13 protein-coding genes are annotated in these 17,680 nt (G+C 63.3%); 11 read left to right on the plus strand and 2 right to left on the minus strand.

Annotated features, from left to right (window positions below):
* Positions 1–2 precede the first annotated feature (2 nt).
* The 7 genes from VH564_RS16845 (at position 3) to glmM (ending at position 9,350) form a co-directional block, all read left to right on the plus strand.
* Positions 3–1,202, plus strand: coding sequence for a hypothetical protein (locus VH564_RS16845; RefSeq protein WP_423341008.1), 1,200 nt, complete (start codon positions 3–5; stop codon positions 1,200–1,202).
* Between the two features lie 21 nt (positions 1,203–1,223).
* On the plus strand, positions 1,224–2,531 hold the full coding sequence (tolB, locus tag VH564_RS16850; RefSeq protein ID WP_423341009.1) for a Tol-Pal system beta propeller repeat protein TolB: 1,308 nt from the start codon (positions 1,224–1,226) through the stop codon (positions 2,529–2,531).
* Positions 2,532–2,686: 155 nt separating this feature from the next.
* Positions 2,687–3,226 (plus strand): peptidoglycan-associated lipoprotein Pal, encoded by a 540-nt coding sequence (gene pal, locus VH564_RS16855; RefSeq protein ID WP_423341010.1) that lies wholly within the window; start codon positions 2,687–2,689, stop codon positions 3,224–3,226.
* Between the two features lie 176 nt (positions 3,227–3,402).
* Complete coding sequence (gene ybgF, locus VH564_RS16860; protein WP_423341011.1) at positions 3,403–4,398, plus strand: tol-pal system protein YbgF; 996 nt, start codon at positions 3,403–3,405, stop codon at positions 4,396–4,398.
* Positions 4,399–4,409: 11 nt separating this feature from the next.
* On the plus strand, positions 4,410–5,720 hold the full coding sequence (tilS, locus tag VH564_RS16865) for a tRNA lysidine(34) synthetase TilS (RefSeq protein WP_423341012.1): 1,311 nt from the start codon (positions 4,410–4,412) through the stop codon (positions 5,718–5,720).
* Positions 5,721–5,847: 127 nt separating this feature from the next.
* Positions 5,848–7,791, plus strand: a complete 1,944-nt coding sequence (gene ftsH, locus VH564_RS16870; RefSeq protein ID WP_423341013.1) for an ATP-dependent zinc metalloprotease FtsH — start codon at positions 5,848–5,850, stop codon at positions 7,789–7,791.
* Positions 7,792–7,997: 206 nt separating this feature from the next.
* Positions 7,998–9,350, plus strand: coding sequence for a phosphoglucosamine mutase (gene glmM, locus VH564_RS16875; RefSeq protein WP_423341014.1), 1,353 nt, complete (start codon positions 7,998–8,000; stop codon positions 9,348–9,350).
* Positions 9,351–9,449: 99 nt separating this feature from the next.
* Here the strand turns inward: glmM and VH564_RS16880 are convergent, their stop codons facing one another.
* Positions 9,450–12,704, minus strand: a complete 3,255-nt coding sequence (locus tag VH564_RS16880) for a GH36-type glycosyl hydrolase domain-containing protein (RefSeq protein ID WP_423341015.1) — start codon at positions 12,702–12,704, stop codon at positions 9,450–9,452.
* A 178-nt stretch (positions 12,705–12,882) separates the two neighbouring features.
* On the opposite strand from VH564_RS16880, the gene VH564_RS16885 reads away from it, so the two are divergent.
* The 4 genes from VH564_RS16885 (at position 12,883) to VH564_RS16900 (ending at position 16,571) form a co-directional block, all read left to right on the plus strand.
* Complete coding sequence (locus VH564_RS16885; protein ID WP_423341016.1) at positions 12,883–13,353, plus strand: NUDIX hydrolase; 471 nt, start codon at positions 12,883–12,885, stop codon at positions 13,351–13,353.
* A gap of 124 nt (positions 13,354–13,477) precedes the next feature.
* On the plus strand, positions 13,478–14,578 hold the full coding sequence (locus VH564_RS16890; protein WP_423341017.1) for a hypothetical protein: 1,101 nt from the start codon (positions 13,478–13,480) through the stop codon (positions 14,576–14,578).
* 149 nt (positions 14,579–14,727) lie between these two features.
* Positions 14,728–15,225, plus strand: coding sequence for a GAF domain-containing protein (locus VH564_RS16895; RefSeq protein WP_423341018.1), 498 nt, complete (start codon positions 14,728–14,730; stop codon positions 15,223–15,225).
* Positions 15,226–15,284: 59 nt separating this feature from the next.
* Positions 15,285–16,571 (plus strand): DUF763 domain-containing protein, encoded by a 1,287-nt coding sequence (locus VH564_RS16900; protein WP_423341019.1) that lies wholly within the window; start codon positions 15,285–15,287, stop codon positions 16,569–16,571.
* Here the strand turns inward: VH564_RS16900 and VH564_RS16905 are convergent.
* Positions 16,568–17,671, minus strand: a complete 1,104-nt coding sequence (locus VH564_RS16905) for a catalase family protein (RefSeq protein ID WP_423341020.1) — start codon at positions 17,669–17,671, stop codon at positions 16,568–16,570. The genes VH564_RS16900 and VH564_RS16905 overlap by 4 nt on opposite strands.
* Positions 17,672–17,680 lie beyond the last annotated feature (9 nt).

Below are 17,680 nucleotides of genomic sequence, written 5' to 3' on the forward strand. Positions count from 1 at the left end.
CCATGAAGGCCAGCATTGTCACATCGGCGGTTGTTCACGGCCTGGTCCTCGTCTGGGCGCTGGTGACCATTGGCGCCCCGAAATCCTTCGAGGTTACGCCCGATGAATCGACCCCCGTCGAGATCGTGACTGATGTCTCCATGACGCAGACGGGTGACAAGAAGGCGCCGCAGAAGGACAAGGCGGCGCCGAAGCCGACGACAAAGCAGACCGAAATTGCCAATGCGCAGAATGCCGGCGAGAACGATGTCGACCTGAAGTCGGCGCCGAAGCCTGTTCCCAAACCCACCGAAAATCAGTCGACCGGTGCCCCGAAGAAAGTCGAGGCCCCTACGCCGAAGGTCGATCCGACGCCCAACGACGTGAAGTCGGTCGAGAAGGAAGAGACAGACACCGCGCCGCCCCCGACACCGACGGAAGCGCCGAAGCCTCCGACGCCTACACCGACGCCGGTGCCAACTCCGACACCCACGCCAGCGCCCACTCCGACGCCGACGCCGACGCCCCCGACACCCACGCCGACGCAGGACAAGGCCGAGCTGGCGCCGAGCGATCAGGCGACGCCGGATAACGTTCCCGTGCCGCAGTTGAAGCCGGAGCCGCCCAAGGTTGTCGAGAAGCCGGTTGAAAAGCCGCCTGAGAAGAAGCCGGATCCGAAGCCTGTCGAGAAGCCTGCTGAAAAGCCGGTGCAGACGGCGGACAAGTCCTCCGACACCGACAAGAAGAAGGATGACAAGAAGCGCGAGATGGCCAAGGCCGCGTCCTCCAAGGACAGCGACTTCGATGCCGACGAAATCTCCGCCCTGTTGAACAAGCAGCAGGCCACTGGCGGCGGCGCGAAGCGCCAGCAGCAGCAGGCAGCGCTTGGAACGGACAAGCCTTCGAATGGCGCGAAGCTGAGCCAGAGCGAGATCGATGCCTTGCGCAGCCAGATCCAGAATAACTGGTCGGTTCCGGCCGGTATGTCCGGCGTTGCCGGGATGGTCATCCGGGTTCATATGAAGCTCGACGAATCCGGTACGATCATCGGTGAACCTGATGTTCAGGTGACGGGCGGCTCGGCCTCGAGCCAGCAGGCCCTGTCCGGCAGCGCGACCCGGGCGGTTCTGATGTCGTCTCCGTTCAAAAATCTACCACGCGATAAATACGACGCCTGGAACGAAGTTATCGTCAACTTCGACCCCAGCGACCTGGGACTATAAATGCTGAAAGGCTGTGTACACATGAAAATGCGTTCTCTCGTTCGTCTGATGCTGGTGATGGGTGGCCTGATGGCCTCCTACATCTCGCCGGCCTACGCCCTGGTGGAAATCAACATCAACAAGGGCAATGTGCAGCCCTTGCCGATCGCCATCACGGATTTCATCTCGAACGGTGACCTCGGAGCCCAGATCTCCGCCGTCGTCGCCGCCGACCTGAAGCGTTCGGGGCTTTTCGCGCCGATCGACAAGGCGGCCTTCATCGAGAAGATCACCAATCCCGACGCGGCACCGCAGTTCGCGTCCTGGAAGTCGATCAATGCGCAGGCGCTGGTCACCGGCCGCGTCACGCAGCAGCCCGACGGCCGGCTGCGCGCCGAGTTCCGCCTGTGGGATTCGTTTGCCGGCACCCAGATGACCGGACAGCAGTTCTACACCCAGCCGGAGAACTGGCGCCGCGTCGCCCATATCATCGCCGATGCGATCTACGAGAAGATCACCGGTGAAAAGGGCTACTTCGACACCCGCGTCGTCTTCGTTTCCGAAAGTGGACCAAAAACCGCCCGCAAGAACCAGCTGGCCATCATGGACCAGGACGGTTTCAACACCCGCATGCTGACCGATGGCAGCGACCTGGTGCTGACGCCGCGCTTCTCGCCGAACAAGCAGGAAGTGACCTACATGTCGTTTGCCAACCAGCAGCCGCGGGTCTACCTGCTCAACATTGCCACCGGTCAGCGCGAAGTGGTCGGCAACTTCCCGGGCATGACCTTTGCTCCACGCTTCTCGCCGGATGGCCAGCGCGTCGTGCTGTCGCTGCAGCAGGAAGGCAATGCCAACATCTACACCATGGACCTGCGTTCGCGCACGACCACCCGCCTGACCTCGACGGCCGCCATCGACACGTCGCCTTCCTACTCGCCTGACGGCACCCAGATCGCCTTCGAAAGCGACCGTGGCGGCAAGCAGCAGATCTATGTGATGAATGCCGACGGCTCGAACCAGCACCGCATTTCTTTCGGTGATGGCTCCTATTCGACGCCGGTCTGGTCGCCGCGCGGCGATCTGATTGCCTACACCAAGCAGTCGGGCGGCACCTTCGGCATCGGCGTGATGAAGACCGACGGCTCGGGCGACCGCCTGCTGACCTCAGGCTTCCACAACGAGGGCCCGACCTGGGCACCGAACGGCCGCGTCATCATGTTCTTCCGCGAGCCTGCAGGCTCGAGCGGCCCGCAGCTCTACTCGATCGATCTGACCGGCTACAACGAGCAGAAGATCAAGACACCGTCCTTTGCGTCCGACCCGGCCTGGTCGCCGCTGATGGAATAGCCCAGGACACGCCTGCAACCTACCGCCGCAAAAAGTCCTGTGACTTCATGCGGCGGGACGCTATAAGACAAAATTAACCATAACCGTTGAAAGAGCATTAACCGCGTGCGGTTACAGTCTGGCAACCGTAATAATGTCGTAAGGAGAGACCGGCCATGAGCCGTATTGACAATTCGGCCACAAGCCGCATGCAGAGCTTCGCCCGCAACCCGATCATGCTTGCCCTCGTCATGGGCCTCGCATTGGCAGGCTGCGCCTCCAAGAAGAACCTGCCGAACAACGCAGGTGACCTTGGCCTCAACGGTGCCAATGGCAGTTCCGCGACCCCGGGTTCGGCTCAGGACTTCACCGTCAACGTCGGCGACCGCATCTTCTTCGACACGGACTCGACCTCGATCCGCGCCGACGCGGCCCAGACGCTCGACCGTCAGGCCCAGTGGCTCGCTCGCTATCCGAACTATGCCATCACGGTCGAAGGCCATGCCGACGAACGCGGCACGCGCGAATACAACCTTGCTCTGGGCGCTCGTCGTGCGGCTTCCACCAAGGACTATCTGGTCTCCAAGGGCGTGCCTGCACGTCGCATGAAGACGATTTCCTACGGCAAGGAACGTCCGGTCGCCGTCTGCGACGATATCTCGTGCTGGTCGCAGAACCGCCGTGCGGTCACCGTTCTCAACGGCGCCGGCTCCTGATCAGCCAGGTCGATCACTGGATTTTGAAGGCGGCCTCCGGGCCGCCTTCTTCGTTTTGGTTGCATCGGGGAATTTTTGACCACACTTTGGACGAACTCCGTTGCTTTTTGGAAGCAAGTGTTAAAATCCTCTGGCGTGCCGCTTGGTACAAGAATCAGAGAGACGGGATGACATCCATGAAGAAATTCGTCGTTGCCGGCATGCTCGGTCTGGCGACCCTGGTCGGCACGGAACGCGACGCTTTTGCGTTGAACCTGTTCGGCCTTCATCTGGGCGAACGGGATCGCTCCGAGCAGGTGCCGCCAGCGCCGCTGTCCGGGCAGCCGGAGCAGACGCAACGCCCGATCATGGTTCAGAGCGGCGATGCCGAGATTCGTCTGCAGCAGGCCGAAGACCAGATGCGGCAGCTGAACGGCCGTATCGAAGAAATGAGCTATCAGCTTCTGCAGATGCAGGAGACCATCCGCAAGGCGCAGGCCGACAACGAGCTCCGCTTCCAGATGCTGGAAAAGAAGAGCGGCGGTGCCGTGCCCGCGCCGGCCGGCACGATCAAGAAGAGCGAGGCCGATACGTCGGCAGCGGGCCAGTCCGACGATATTGCCAAGGTCATCGAGACGCCGCAGGGGGCGGATGCCAACCGGGCGGCCTCGAGCGGCCTCGGCCAGCCACCGTCGCAACTGGGCTCCATCCAGTTCGACCAGAACGGCCAGCCGATCGGCGGCGCGGTGAATTCCAACGATGTCGGCTCCGGACCTGCTCCTTCGGCCGGAGCGAACACCGCTTCGCTCGGCAACGAGGGCGACACTTACAAGGCCGCCTACGGCCACGTCTTGTCGGGCGATTATGCCGTTGCCGAAAAGGAATTCCGTCAGTATCTCGGCAGCTATCCCGAAAGCGCCCGCTCGGCCGATGCCAATTTCTGGCTTGGTGAGGCCTTGTACTCGCAGGGTAAGTACAATGACGCGGCAACCACTTTCGTTAACGCCTACAAGAAATACGGCACGTCCGAGAAGGCGCCGGAGATGCTGCTGAAGCTCGGCATGTCGCTGGCCGCCCTCGACAACAAGGACACCGCCTGTGCAACGCTGCACGAGGTGACCAAGAAGTACCCGAAGGCTTCCAAGCCTGTCGTCACCAAGGTCGCCAGCGAAGAAAAACGTCTCGCCTGCTGATTGGCGCGACCATGGCCGCCGCTCAGATCGAGATGCCGCAGGCGGCCGCTAACCGTTTTCTCGGATCGCTCCGCACCCCCTCGCATATTCTCGTCGCGATTTCCGGCGGCAGCGACTCGACCGGGCTCCTGCTGGCGCTTGCCGATGCAATCGCCTCCGGTCTCCTTCTACATAGACTGTCTGCCGTCACCGTCGACCACGCCTTGCGCCCCGAATCGGCAGAGGAGGCGAGGGCGGTCGGCGAACTCTGTATCCGCCTCGGAATTCCACACCGAACATCGCGCTGGGAGGGGGACAAGCCCCGCAGCGGCCTGATGGCCGCCGCACGCGAGGCGCGCTACGATCGTCTCGCCGATGCGGCTGCGTCCGTTGGTGCGAACCTCATCGTCACCGGGCATACTTTCGATGACCAGCTGGAGACGCTGGCGATGCGACGCGCTCGGTTGCCGCAGGGGCAGGCGGAGGCTTCGGGCGGCATTGCCGATGCGGTTCTGTTCGACCGGCGCATCTGGGTTGTCAGGCCGTTCCTTGCCTGCCTCCGCCGCGACATCCGTGCCTTCCTGTCTGATCGAGTCGTCGGGTGGATCGATGATCCGAGCAACGAGGATCTTCACTATGAGCGCGTGCGCGTGCGCGAGTCACTGGCTGACGCGCAGGCAAAAGTCTTGCCCAACATTGGTGGTGAGGGAGCGGACAGCTTGTCGGCGGAAGCGGCGTACTGGGTCGGCCGGTCGGTCCATGTCCACGAAGCTGTGCTTGCCCGTATCGATCCACGCGGCATCGATGTCGGTTCGCCGGTGTTCCGTCGCGGCCTCTCCTATCTGGCGGCCTCGCTCGGTGGGCAGCCTTTCGGCCTGGGGATGGACAGATTGAAGCGGGTTCTGGCTTTCATCGGCGAAGGCAAGCCGGGTCGACGGACGGCCGGCGGCGTGGTCTTCGACCTCAGGCGTGATGGCCTTTATTTGATGCGCGAAAGCCGCAATATCAGGGCGTTGGCGCTTGCGCCTGGTGCGGCAGGGGTCTGGGACGGACGCTTCGACGTGGCCAATGGCAGCCGCTACCCCGTCCAAATCGTCGCAGCCGGCGGTTCATCGAGCCGCGATTTTCCCACCGATGTCCCAAATGGAGCGGCGATGCGCGCAGCGGCTGCTGCGCCGGCGGTTCGTTTCGAAGGAGACATTGAGCAGAATGAGCGTGAGAAAGTTGAAATCATGCCGCGGCTGGCGCCGTTTGACCGGTTTCTCACCCGATCCGCGCTGGATTTGGCCGATCGGCTGGCAAGTTCTTTCGGAAGATCGCCGTATTTGTCGCCGCCGCTTTAACAGTTATTGACGGAAAACGCATAGGACCGCTCGCGCTGCCTTGGCAACGGCCAAGCGTAACCCTATGTTAGCAGCCAAGTAAAGCAGTCGCCAAAAGGCCGGGCTGTTTCAGTCCCTGGGGAGTTCAATGAACCCTAATTTTCGTAATTTCGCTCTCTGGGCGATCATCGCTCTGTTGTTGATCGCTCTGTTCAGCATGTTCCAGACCTCGCCATCGCAGACGAGTTCTCGGGATATTCCCTATTCGCAATTTCTCCGCGAGGTCGATTCCGGTCGCGTCCGCGACGCCGTCATCACCGGCAACCGCGTCGTCGGCACCTATGTCGAGAACGGCGCAGCCTTCCAGACCTACTCTCCAGTGATCGACAGCGGCTTGCTCGACAAGCTGCAGGCGAAGAACGTCGTGGTGTCTGCGCGTCCTGAATCGGATGGCTCCTCCAGCTTCCTCAGCTATCTCGGTACGCTTTTGCCGATGCTGCTGATCCTTGGTGTCTGGCTGTTCTTCATGCGCCAGATGCAAGGCGGCTCACGCGGCGCGATGGGCTTTGGCAAATCGAAGGCCAAGCTGTTGACGGAAGCGCATGGTCGCGTGACGTTCGATGACGTTGCCGGCGTCGATGAAGCCAAGCAGGATCTCGAGGAAATCGTCGAATTCCTGCGCGACCCGCAGAAGTTCCAGCGCCTCGGCGGTCGCATTCCGCGCGGCGTGCTGCTGGTCGGCCCTCCCGGTACCGGTAAGACGCTTCTGGCGCGCGCCATCGCCGGCGAAGCCAATGTACCGTTCTTCACGATTTCCGGTTCCGACTTCGTCGAAATGTTCGTCGGCGTCGGTGCGAGCCGCGTGCGCGACATGTTCGAGCAGGCCAAGAAGAATGCGCCTTGCATCATCTTCATCGACGAAATCGACGCCGTCGGTCGCCATCGTGGCGCCGGTCTTGGCGGCGGTAACGATGAACGCGAGCAGACGCTGAACCAGCTGCTGGTCGAAATGGATGGTTTCGAAGCCAACGAAGGCATCATCCTCATCGCCGCGACCAACCGTCCCGACGTGCTCGATCCGGCGCTGCTGCGTCCGGGCCGTTTCGACCGCCAGGTCGTCGTGCCGAACCCTGATATCATCGGCCGCGAGCGCATCCTCAAGGTGCATGCCCGTAACGTGCCGCTGGCGCCGAATGTCGACCTGAAGGTTCTGGCGCGCGGTACGCCCGGCTTCTCGGGTGCCGATCTGATGAACCTCGTCAACGAGGCGGCCCTGATGGCAGCCCGGCGCAACAAGCGCATGGTCACCATGGCGGAATTCGAAGACGCCAAGGACAAGATCATGATGGGTGCCGAGCGTCGCTCGTCCGCCATGACCGAAGCCGAAAAGAAGCTGACCGCCTACCACGAAGCCGGACATGCGATGACGGCCCTCTATGTCGCCATCGCCGATCCGCTGCACAAGGCAACGATCATCCCGCGTGGCCGCGCCCTCGGCATGGTCATGCAGCTTCCCGAAGGCGATCGCTATTCGATGAGTTATACGTGGATGATTTCGCGTCTCTGCATCATGATGGGTGGTCGCGTCGCGGAAGAGCTGACCTTCGGCAAGGAAAACATCACCTCTGGCGCCTCGTCGGACATCGAGCAGGCCACCAAACTTGCCCGTGCCATGGTGACGCAGTGGGGCTTCTCCGACCAGCTCGGCCAGGTTGCCTATGGTGAAAACCAGCAGGAGGTCTTCCTCGGTCATTCCGTCTCGCAGTCGAAGAACGTCTCCGAAGCGACAGCCCAGAAGATCGACAACGAAGTGCGCCGCCTGATCGACGAAGCCTATACCCAGGCCCGCACGATCCTGACCGAACAGCACGATGCGTTTATCATCGTTGCCGAAGGGCTGCTCGAATACGAGACACTGAGCGGCGAGGAGATCAAGGCTTTGATCCGCGGCGAAAAGCCAGCCCGCGACATGGGCGACGATACGCCGCCGAACCGGGGTTCTGCCGTGCCCAAGACCGGCACCAAGAAGGACGGCTCGCTGGGCGCCAAGGGCGACGAGTCCGAGGGCGGTCTGGAGCCGCAGCCGCACTAAGTTGATCGAGATCAAACAACAAAAGGCCGGTTCCCGTTATGCGGGAGCCGGCCTTTTTACCATCGGTCACGGGATGTAATCGCTATTTGCGTTAATTGACGTGATGATGGCAACGATCTGTGGCAGTAGCGTCTAATTCGATGCCCCGCCGATCCATGGGTTCGGGGCGCGCCTCTGTTGAAGGCGCTTAAGTTGCGGGAGAAAATATGAAGCGTCGTTATTTCGGCACGGACGGGATCCGGGGCCAGTCCAACGTTTTTCCGATGACGCCTGACCTTGCGATGCGGGTTGGTATTGCCGTTGGTACGATCTTCCGTCGCGGCAACCATCGCCACCGCGTCGTCATCGGCAAGGATACGCGGCTGTCCGGCTACATGCTCGAAAACGCGCTCGTCGCCGGCTTCACTGCTGCCGGTATCGATGCCTTCGTCTTGGGCCCGATCCCGACCCCTGCCGTTGCCATGCTGACGCGGTCGCTGCGCGCCGATATCGGCGTGATGATCTCGGCCTCCCACAATCCCTATGAAGACAACGGCATCAAGTTGTTCGGTCCGGACGGCTACAAGCTCTCGGATGACCTGGAAATGCAGATCGAGGATCTGCTCGACCAGGATCTCAGCTCGCAACTGGCGAAAGCCGCCGACATCGGTCGCGCCAAGCGTATCGATGGCGTCCACGATCGCTATATCGAGCATGCCAAGCGGACGCTGCCGCGCGATGTGACGCTGCAGGGCCTGCGCGTCGCCATCGATTGCGCCAATGGGGCCGCCTACAAGGTGGCACCGGCTGTGCTCTGGGAGCTCGGCGCCGAGGTGGTGACGATCGGCAACGAGCCCGATGGTGTGAACATCAATCTCAACTGCGGCTCAACCAGCCCGGTCGCGCTGCAGAAGAAGGTCGATGAAGTGCGGGCCGATATCGGCATCGCGCTGGATGGCGATGCCGACCGCGTCATCATCGTCGACGAGAACGGCACCGTCGTCGATGGCGATCAGTTGATGGCTGTCATCGCCGAGAGCTGGGCCGATACCCAGCGCCTGCGCGGCAATGGCATTGTCGCGACCGTGATGTCCAATCTCGGGCTTGAACGTTTTCTCACCGACAGAAAGCTTGAGCTTGCCCGCACGCAGGTCGGCGACCGCTACGTCGTCGAGCATATGCGCCAGCACGACTTCAACGTCGGCGGCGAACAGTCCGGTCATATCGTCTTGTCTGACTACGGCACAACGGGCGACGGTCTGGTCGCGGCGCTGCAGATTCTCGCCTGCGCCAAGCGCTCCGGCAAGCCGGTGAGCGAAGTCTGCCGTCGTTTCGAGCCGGTGCCTCAGCTGCTGCGCAATGTCCGCATCACCGGCGGCCGGCCGCTCGAGAACATCGAGGTTCGACAGGCCATCGCCGATGCGGAAAGTGAACTTTCGCGCAACGGACGTCTCGTTATTCGTCCCTCCGGCACCGAGCCCTTGATCCGCGTCATGGCCGAAGGAGACGACCGCATCCAGGTGGAGCGTATCGTCAACGACCTGATCGGCGTGATCTCCAACGTCCGTACCGCGGCCTAGAATATCGGAGCAGACCCCGGCAGGTCGGTTTATCGACTGCCGGGGCTCCAGACGGCTATCGGCGAGCGGCTCGCCGATCAATCCAAGGCCGTGGCCTTGTCACATGTCGTCCCTGACCAGCCCCGCGACCTCGACCGACGATGGCACCAGAGATTTCCGGCTGCGTCTGCCGGACTGCCGCTTGAACCCGAAGACATTCTGCAGCAGGCTCTTGGTGTAAAGACCCGGACCGCTGGAATAGATGCGCCAGCCGCCGTCGACGGCGATGTCACCGGCCTTGATCCTCTCCCATTCACTTGCCGCCCGATAGCGGTCATGGAAGGCCGCATCGCTGCTGCTGAAATAGGTGTTGCGCTGCCTGAGCGATGCATGCGCCAAATGGTCTGTTACCGTAATGGGATTGGCCAGCGACAGGGCCTGCCAGAGGCCCTCGGCATTGTCGTCCAGCGCCAATGTCTCGCAATAGCGCAAATGGGCGTGGACATACATCAGGCCTATCTCGCGACCGAAGAAGGACGAGGATTCGGCACGGCGGAACAGCTTTTCCGGCCCGCCGGAATAGGTGGCGGGCTTCTCCATCAGGCGGGTGCCGTCGGGGTAGAGCAGGTGGTCGCGGATCAACGACATATGGGCGTGCCGCTGATCGCTCGTGAACAATCCGCCCAGCATCGGCTGGGTCATCGAGATCAGCGAATAGTGCAGGCCGGTGCGCTGGTCCTCGGGATGCAGCAGCAATTCGACGCCATCATGGGATGGATCGAAGATCGCGTAGCCGGCAACGATGCCGTCGCGGACCAGCAGTCGGTTGAAATCGTCGTGCATCGCGGCGGCGGTGCGCTGCAGCCTGTGGGCTTCGCCGATCCTGCCGGTGTCGTTCATGATGGCGGCATAGCGGACGATCTGCTCGTAGAGCAGGGCGACAGTCCAGCTGCTCACCATCCAGTCCCGCAGATGCGGATCGGCGGGCTGCAGCGAGTCGTTCCAGTCGCCTTCTCCATAACGGATCAGGCTGGTGCCTGGGATGAAGCGCGAGCGTACGGTTGCCAGCAGCTTCTCGACATGGTCGGCGATGGTAGCCTTCTCAGGCGTACGCTCCATCGTCTGGTCGTCCCGCCAGGCGGTGGTTTCGTGGAGGAAGCCGATATCGCCCGTGGCTTCGATGTAGTCGCACAGCGCCTTCAGCGGCCAGACGACGATGTCGCCATGAGCCTCGCTGGAGCGGATATTGGCGTAGGGTTCGAACATGAACCATTGCGGCCAGTCACCCCGATCGCGAAACTGCTCGCCGAAGATGATCTTCAGCACCTGCTTGGCCTCCGCGTCATGCTCGTAGGAGAGCAGGAACTCGATCGGCCCCTGGCAGGCGTCGCGCGTGCCCCAGGCAGCACCGGTATATTGCTCCAGCCCGTGCGGTACGCTCATGTGGACGATCGCATCATGGGCCATCCACGGGAGGATCGCCGCATGGGCGGCCAGATCAGGGCCGGTACCGCTGATGGCGAGGCCGCGCGTTGCCCTTTGCCAGAAGCGGTCGGCCGGTTCCAGCATCTCTGCGTCGGAGACACCCGCCTGGTAACGCGAGGCCAAGGCGGTGGCGGCATTGGTATCGAGCATCGACCCGACGACGGAGAAGGTCAGCGACGTGGTTTCCGTCGACCGCAGAGCGACGAAGGGGCCGTTCCGGGCGATACCGTCGGCAAAGAGCAACTCATCGCCGCCGAGGGCCTCGACGGAGGCGGGCGTGGCGCTCACCAGCTTGTAGCTCGCCTGCGGGTAGCGTTGTCCCCAGAGCCAGTTCGGGTCAGGCTGCAGAGTTATCTGCCGGGCGTCGGCATCCACAGTGATGCGGCCGCTCGTCTCATATTCGCGCTCGCCCAGCGTCACCTGACCGAAGGCGAGGAAACGGCAGGCCGGGCCGTCGACCGTAACCCGCCACTGCATGGCCGGATCGTCGCCGGAGGCGATGGTCGAGACGGTGATGGTGCGGTCGGCCAGCCGGTAGATCCAGCGGCAGTCGCTGAGGCCCATGTCGAAGGCCGAGGGCACGCCGAGCAGCTGCCAGCCGGCGCCGACGTCGACCATGATCCGCAAGCCGCTGCTGCGGGTCAGATTGTAGGGATCGCGGGAGACCGAGAAGAGCTTGTGGAAGGAGGTGTTGCCGATGGTCAGCTGGGCGGCGAAGATGCCCTGCATCCAGCAAGTCGCGGCCAGCGTGTTTTCATCCAGCATCATGCTCTGGCCGCTGCGCAGGATCGCGCCATGGCGGCGCTGAACGCGGAGTTCTTTTTCCCGCAGCACGACGTGACGGTTCTGGAAGCCGCCGGGCACGAAAAAGGACAACAGCGCCCCATCGACCCGTTCCTCCAGTGTCCTTTCGGGGTAGAGACCGGCAATGGCCATGTCGTCGAGGGGGAGGGCCACCAGCAGGGGCGTATCCTGTACCAGGCTGCGGACGACTGGTGCGCCGATGACAGGGCCGGTCGCGGCCATCGGGTTGGCCAAGAGGGACAGCCGGTCGAGATCGACATCGCTCGACGCCTCCGGATGATCCGGAACGAACAGGCCGAAGAAGGTGACGGTGCCGTTAGCGGAAGGTGCGAGCGACAGCGGCGGCGATTGCAGAGCAGGGCAGGCGACTTCGTGCTGGCGCCGTTCGCTCGGCAGGTCCGTGCCGAAGGGAGCTACCAGCTGGCCGTCCGGCCTGTCGCTGGCGACAAGCTGGATCGCATCTGTTGCAAAGGCAGCGATACCCTCGAGGCAGCCCTGCGCCAGCCATGGATTGTGGCCGGCGCCCTGCTTGAGGTTCTGGCGGTTCATGACGATGGTGCCGAGGTCCTGGTGCCTGGCGATGTGATGATCGACATATTGCGAGGCATAGGCTTCGCTGTTCATCAGGAAGCCACGGTCGCCGAGACCGACATCCTGGACCAGAACCAGGTCGGCCTCGACCGGGGCGGCGCGCGCATTTTCCAAAGTGACGCGCCAGAGCCAGATCGGTTCGCTCGGATGCAGCTCGAGACGGACCTCGTGGCGGACCCCGTGGGTCTCGCCCACCCAGGACAAGACACCTTCTCCGCTGCCGAAATTGACGGCTGCCTTTGGCCCGACGATCTCGGCCACGAACGGCGCATCGCCGCCGACCCTTGCGTAAAGCCGGCCGATGCCGCCCGATAGCGGCGAGCCCTGCACCTGATTGATCATCACCTGCACGCCATTCGCGTCCGTGTGCTCTATGGCAAACAGTGTGCCGTTCGGAAGCGCGGAGACCGCGAGTCCGGCGGGGTTGCTGATCGTGAGCAGCCCGAGGTCGTCGCGGCGGGATGTCTGGAAACTGCGGTCTGTGTCGGATGCCATGGTGGTTCTCGCTGATTGCCGTTTGCGGACTACATCACAAGCCGGGCCGGAAGGGCACTGAAATCTGCGAGATCGGGCAATGCCTTGCAATGGCGGGTTCCCGCAGACCGTCGTTGCTGGCGAGATGTCAGTTTTCACCCACTTGCAGCGGTTGGTCTCGTCTTCTAGCGTATGGCCCATGAGCACATCGGATCCACACAAGCCCATCAGCGTGAAGGCCATCGGTCTCGTTTGGCGCGACGGGCGTCTTCTTGCGGCAGACGTTCCCGATGGCGAAGGAGGGATTTCCGGCGTTCGCCCGCTCGGCGGCAGTGTGGAATTCGGAGAGCTGTCCGAGGCGGCATTGGCCCGGGAGTTCAGGGAAGAACTCGGGGTGGAGATCGAAATCGTCAGCGGACCACTGATCTTCGAAAATCTCTACACGTTCGGCGGCAGCCCCGGTCATGAGGTGATGTTCGTCTTCGAAGTCGAATTTCCGCTCGGGGAACAGATGGCGGGGGACGAGATCGTCTTCCACGAAAGCGACGGCACGCGAAATGTCGCGCGCTGGTACCACCCGGACGAACTCGATCGCCCCGGCTATCCCGAGCTCTATCCAAAAGGGCTGAAGAGCGCGTTGGCCAGGTTGGGGCTGGCCGCTCGGGCGTAGGGGCCGACGGAGACGGCGGTTTGCTCGCTTCGTGGATGGGATCGTCGGCAGCCCGACCTTTGCGTTTGCCGGCGCGATCCCTATATCAGTAACATTCAACCGGTGCCGCCGCCAACGGGGTGTCATGGCTTTGCTTTTGTCCGCTTCGCGATTCTCGATCTCCGTGCTGCTGGCCTGCGCGCTGGCGGCGGGTGTCGTTGTCGTGCCCCGGGCGGTCGAGGGGGTCGGCGTCCTGCGGCCGGGTGCCAGCGCTGCCGAAATCGTCTCCTACAGGCTGCGCGGCGTACCGGCGGATACTTATGCTGCCGCCATCGACAAGGCGCTCGTCCTCGATGATCCGGATCTTGCGGCGAGCCTGGTGGCGCTTGCCGACAGTAGAGATATCATCATCCCGGCCGAGCTTCGCCAGCGTGTAGCGGCGGCCCAGGGGTTCAATGCCGGGCGCAGCCTGCGGGAAGCCTGGAGCGGGCTTGGCGGCGGCGATGCCCGGAGCCCGGAAGCCCTTGCCGGAGCTGTTACCGCCGACCTCACGGGCATCAGCGACGCGCGCGATCTCGTCCATGAGGGCAGCGCCTATATCAATGGCGAGCCGTACAGTGCGTTGACGATAGGCCTCGCCGCCGCGGGCCTCGTAATAACCGGCGTGACAATCGCGAGCTTCGGGATGACGTCGCCGGCGCGGGTCGGGGTCACGGCGTTGAAGGCAGCCGACAAGGCAGACATTCTGCGGCCGCCGTTTCGCCGGGCGATGACGACTGTTGCTGCCGACCTGATAGACGGCGGTGCGCTCCGGGAGACCGTCGACCTCGCCTCAGCCGGAAAGCTTGGCGCCGCGCGGCTGGCATTGACCCGCGCGGTTCGGGCCAAGCCGCTTGCTGCGCTGACGACGACTGCGGCGGATCTCGGCGCGCTTTCGAAGGGTGCTGGCTATCGCGCCACCCACGACGTGTTGAAGCTTGCCGACAGCCCCGGCGATATTTCGCGCCTTCGGCGGCTGGCCGAAGGCTTCGGACCGCGCTTTCGCGGCGCCCTGGTGCTGGTCGGCGGCGCCGCACTGACGACGGTGGGGCTTCTCGCCAGCGCTTCCGGCTGGATCCTTGCGGGCCTGACGTGGATGCTGGCGGCGCTGTTCGTTGTCTACCGCGTCGTGCGCTGGTTCTGGCGACTGCTGAGGCCGCGCCGACCGCGGGGCTCGACATTGCAGCGCTCTGCGTCATCGGCATGAGCGCAGCCTGGCCAACGCTGGGCGACAAGATTGCGTCCCTCGTGCACCATGCGATGCCGCCCGGCGGCACGTGCCGGACAACGAGGCCCGGATGGCAAGAATCGGATAACATGACCCAGACGACTGGGTCCGAAAGACAGGATCAGGCGATGTTTCAGGAAACCACGATAGTCCATGGCGACAAGCCGGAATTTTACCGTGCCTTGCAGGCGCAACTGGACGGACTGCTTGCAGGCGAGAGCGATGCGATCGCCAATGCGGCCAATACCTCCGCGCTGATCTTCCAGATGCTGCCCGATATCAACTGGGCGGGCTTTTACTTCTTGCAGTCGGAGGAAGAGCTTTTGCTCGGGCCGTTCCAGGGCAAGCCGGCCTGCGTACGCATCGCGGTCGGGCGCGGTGTTTGCGGCGCGGCGGTGGAAAGGGCCGAGACCATGCTTGTCGAGGACGTCCACGCATTTCCGGGGCATATCGCCTGCGATGCGGCGTCGCGCTCCGAGCTTGTTGTGCCGCTGACCCGCGATGGCCAGGTGTTCGGCGTCCTCGACCTCGACAGCCCGCTTCCCGGCCGTTTCGACCTCGACGATCAGGCGGGTGTGGAAGCCTTGGCCCAAACCTTCATCGCCGCCTCGGCCTGGGATGCCTGAGGCGCCTGGCGTTTGCTGTTGTTTCGGTAGATGAAGGGGGATCGGAGGGGAGTGCCGCGATGACGAAAAGAGCTGGAAGCGCCGATCTGCCGCTGCATGGCGGCCGGGTACCGGCGTGGCTCGGGCAGCGCATGACGCGGCTGGGGGCTTTGATCACGGAGGCGATCATCCAGCATTATGGTCGCGACGAGTTCATGAGCCGGCTGGCGCATCCCTTCTGGTTCCAGTCCTTCGGCGCCGTGATGGGCATGGACTGGCATTCCTCGGGCATCACCACCAGCGTCATCGGCGCCCTGAAGCGCGGCCTGACGCCGATGGCCGGAGAGTTGGGCATCCATGTCTGCGGCGGTCGCGGCGCCCAATCGCGCAGGACGCCGGATGAGCTCATGGCCATCGGCCATCGCGTCGGCATCGATGGTGCAGCACTTGCCACCACCAGCCGGCTGGTGGCCAAGGTCGATAGCGCCGCTCTCCAGGATGGCTTCGATCTTTACCTGCACGGCTTCATTGTCACCGACGACGGCAAGTGGGTGGTGGTGCAGCAGGGCATGAACGGCGATATTCGCCAGGCCCGACGCTATCATTGGCAATCGGCGGGATTGGAGAGCTTCGTCGATTCGCCCCACGCCGCAATCGAGGGACATAGTCTCGGCGAGATCGTCAACCTTGCGGATCGACGCGCCGATCTGTCGCGCAATGGCCAGCTCGACCTGCTTGCCTCGCTCGGGCCCGACCGCATCCTGCGCGAAGTGATCGATCTCGAGGCTCGGCTGTCACCGGCCAAGCCTTCTGACCAGCTGACGCTGCCGCACCTGATCATGCCGGCCCATCACGACGTTCGTCAGGAGGACGTCAATATGCGGCGCCTGCATGGCGCCATCGCGGCGGCGGCGGACCGTGGACCTCAGGATTTTTCGCAATTGTTGCTGGTGCCCGGTGTCGGCGCGCGCACCGTTCGGGCGCTCGCCATGGTGGCGGAGGTGGTGCACGGCGCGCCCTGCCGTTTCTCCGACCCCGCACGCTTTTCGCTCGCCCATGGCGGCAAGGACCGGCATCCGTTTCCGGTGCCGCTGAAGGTCTATGACGAGACGATCAACGTGATGAAGTCGGCGGTCAGGAAGGGGCGGCTCGGGCTGGACGAGGAGATGCAGGCGCTGAAGCGGCTGGACGACCAGACACGGCGCCTGGAACGTTATGTCACCGGGCCGGACCTCAAGGAGATCGTTGCCGGGGAATTCCGCCAGTCGGCGGAGTGGGGCGGGCGCAGTGTCTTCGGCTGGGAGCCAGCCGAAGACGGGATTGGGGATGCGGACAGCCGGCCAGAAGACCGCAAGGCCAGGTCTTAGGCCGATACCAGCTTTTCAGTCGGCTCTTCCACAGGGGTCGGGTTGCGTTGCGAGCGGAAGGCGGCACCTTGCGCATAGGCGAGCTTGCGCATGCGCATGATGCTGCCAAGCGGGCGGTGGGCGGCGAGCCCGTTCCATGGGCGGAAGGACATGCCGTCGTTGATCTCGCGTTCCCGCTCCCTGTTCCAGGACGGCTGCGGCGCTACGGTCAAGGTCGCGACCGTGATGAAGGGGCTCTTTTCCTCGTCCCACGTGGATGCTGCATCCTCGACGGACATTTCTTCCACATCCGAACAGAGCTGCACCTGGAATTCCCAGACGGCGGTTTTGCTGCGGAAGTAATCGGAGACCGCCTCGCGCAGCCCATCGGGGTTGTGGTTGAGATCCAGCTCCTGACCCGTCAGGGCCTTCAGTTCTTCCGACTGCGGAACGAGCGCGAACTTGGCAACATAATCGCCGTAGCGCAGCGGCAGCTGGGCGAAAAAGCTCTCGCCGAGTATGTTGGTCTCCGGATGGCCGCCGAGCGCCATGATCGAAGCACTCTTGCTTCCGAAGGCCTCGATCACGCTTTCGACGCCGCGAAGGACCTTGGATGCCACTTCCTTCAAGCCTTCGGCGCGGTCCGTGGTGGCCGCCAGTCCCTTCAGGTTCAGCAAAAATGCCTTGGCGCTGGATGCGTTGAACTGCTTGCCGTTGACCATCAAAAAGTCTTGCGACGCGCTGTCGTCTTCCGCGTTGAGCCGCTCTCCCTCGACGTCGACGATCTTCAGCGCCAGGCCACGCGGCGTCGATACGCTGTCGTGCAGGATGTCGCCCGGCGTAGTCGACAGCCGGGCGAAGGCCTTGTAGGTGCCGGTCTTGGCAAACAGCCCCTGTGCCAGCGTCGGCGGCAGGCCGTCGAGCACGCGGAATTCGCCTTCCAGCAGGCCGTGGCTTTTGGCGTGGACGCTGCGGATGGCGTGGCCGCCATCGCGATAGGTCTTTTGGGCGATCGACAGCATGGTCTCTGAAAGCGCGCGCGCGGTCTCAGGCTCGTCGATCTCGACGGTTTCGAGATCGTCGCGGTAAAGCTGCGGGTTCATCGGTGGGTTCTTTGTCATGTCGTCGTC

Source organism: Rhizobium sp. HT1-10, assembly GCF_049472505.1.
Lineage (GTDB): Bacteria > Pseudomonadota > Alphaproteobacteria > Rhizobiales > Rhizobiaceae > Rhizobium.

What these genes read in the sequence shown, in the direction of transcription:
- tilS (WP_423341012.1), top strand. Translation starts at nt 4,410, where the DNA reads ATGGCCGCCGCTCAGATCGAGATGCCGCAGGCGGCCGCTAACCGTTTT.
- VH564_RS16885 (WP_423341016.1), top strand. Translation starts at nt 12,883, where the DNA reads ATGAGCACATCGGATCCACACAAGCCCATCAGCGTGAAGGCCATCGGT.
- VH564_RS16900 (WP_423341019.1), top strand. Translation starts at nt 15,285, where the DNA reads ATGACGAAAAGAGCTGGAAGCGCCGATCTGCCGCTGCATGGCGGCCGG.
- glmM (WP_423341014.1), top strand. Translation starts at nt 7,998, where the DNA reads ATGAAGCGTCGTTATTTCGGCACGGACGGGATCCGGGGCCAGTCCAAC.
- ybgF (WP_423341011.1), top strand. Translation starts at nt 3,403, where the DNA reads ATGAAGAAATTCGTCGTTGCCGGCATGCTCGGTCTGGCGACCCTGGTC.
- VH564_RS16895 (WP_423341018.1), top strand. Translation starts at nt 14,728, where the DNA reads ATGTTTCAGGAAACCACGATAGTCCATGGCGACAAGCCGGAATTTTAC.
- VH564_RS16845 (WP_423341008.1), top strand. Translation starts at nt 3, where the DNA reads ATGAAGGCCAGCATTGTCACATCGGCGGTTGTTCACGGCCTGGTCCTC.
- ftsH (WP_423341013.1), top strand. Translation starts at nt 5,848, where the DNA reads ATGAACCCTAATTTTCGTAATTTCGCTCTCTGGGCGATCATCGCTCTG.
- VH564_RS16880 (WP_423341015.1), bottom strand. Translation starts at nt 12,704, where the DNA reads ATGGCATCCGACACAGACCGCAGTTTCCAGACATCCCGCCGCGACGAC.
- pal (WP_423341010.1), top strand. Translation starts at nt 2,687, where the DNA reads ATGAGCCGTATTGACAATTCGGCCACAAGCCGCATGCAGAGCTTCGCC.
- VH564_RS16905 (WP_423341020.1), bottom strand. Translation starts at nt 17,671, where the DNA reads ATGACAAAGAACCCACCGATGAACCCGCAGCTTTACCGCGACGATCTC.
- VH564_RS16890 (WP_423341017.1), top strand. Translation starts at nt 13,478, where the DNA reads ATGGCTTTGCTTTTGTCCGCTTCGCGATTCTCGATCTCCGTGCTGCTG.
- tolB (WP_423341009.1), top strand. Translation starts at nt 1,224, where the DNA reads ATGAAAATGCGTTCTCTCGTTCGTCTGATGCTGGTGATGGGTGGCCTG.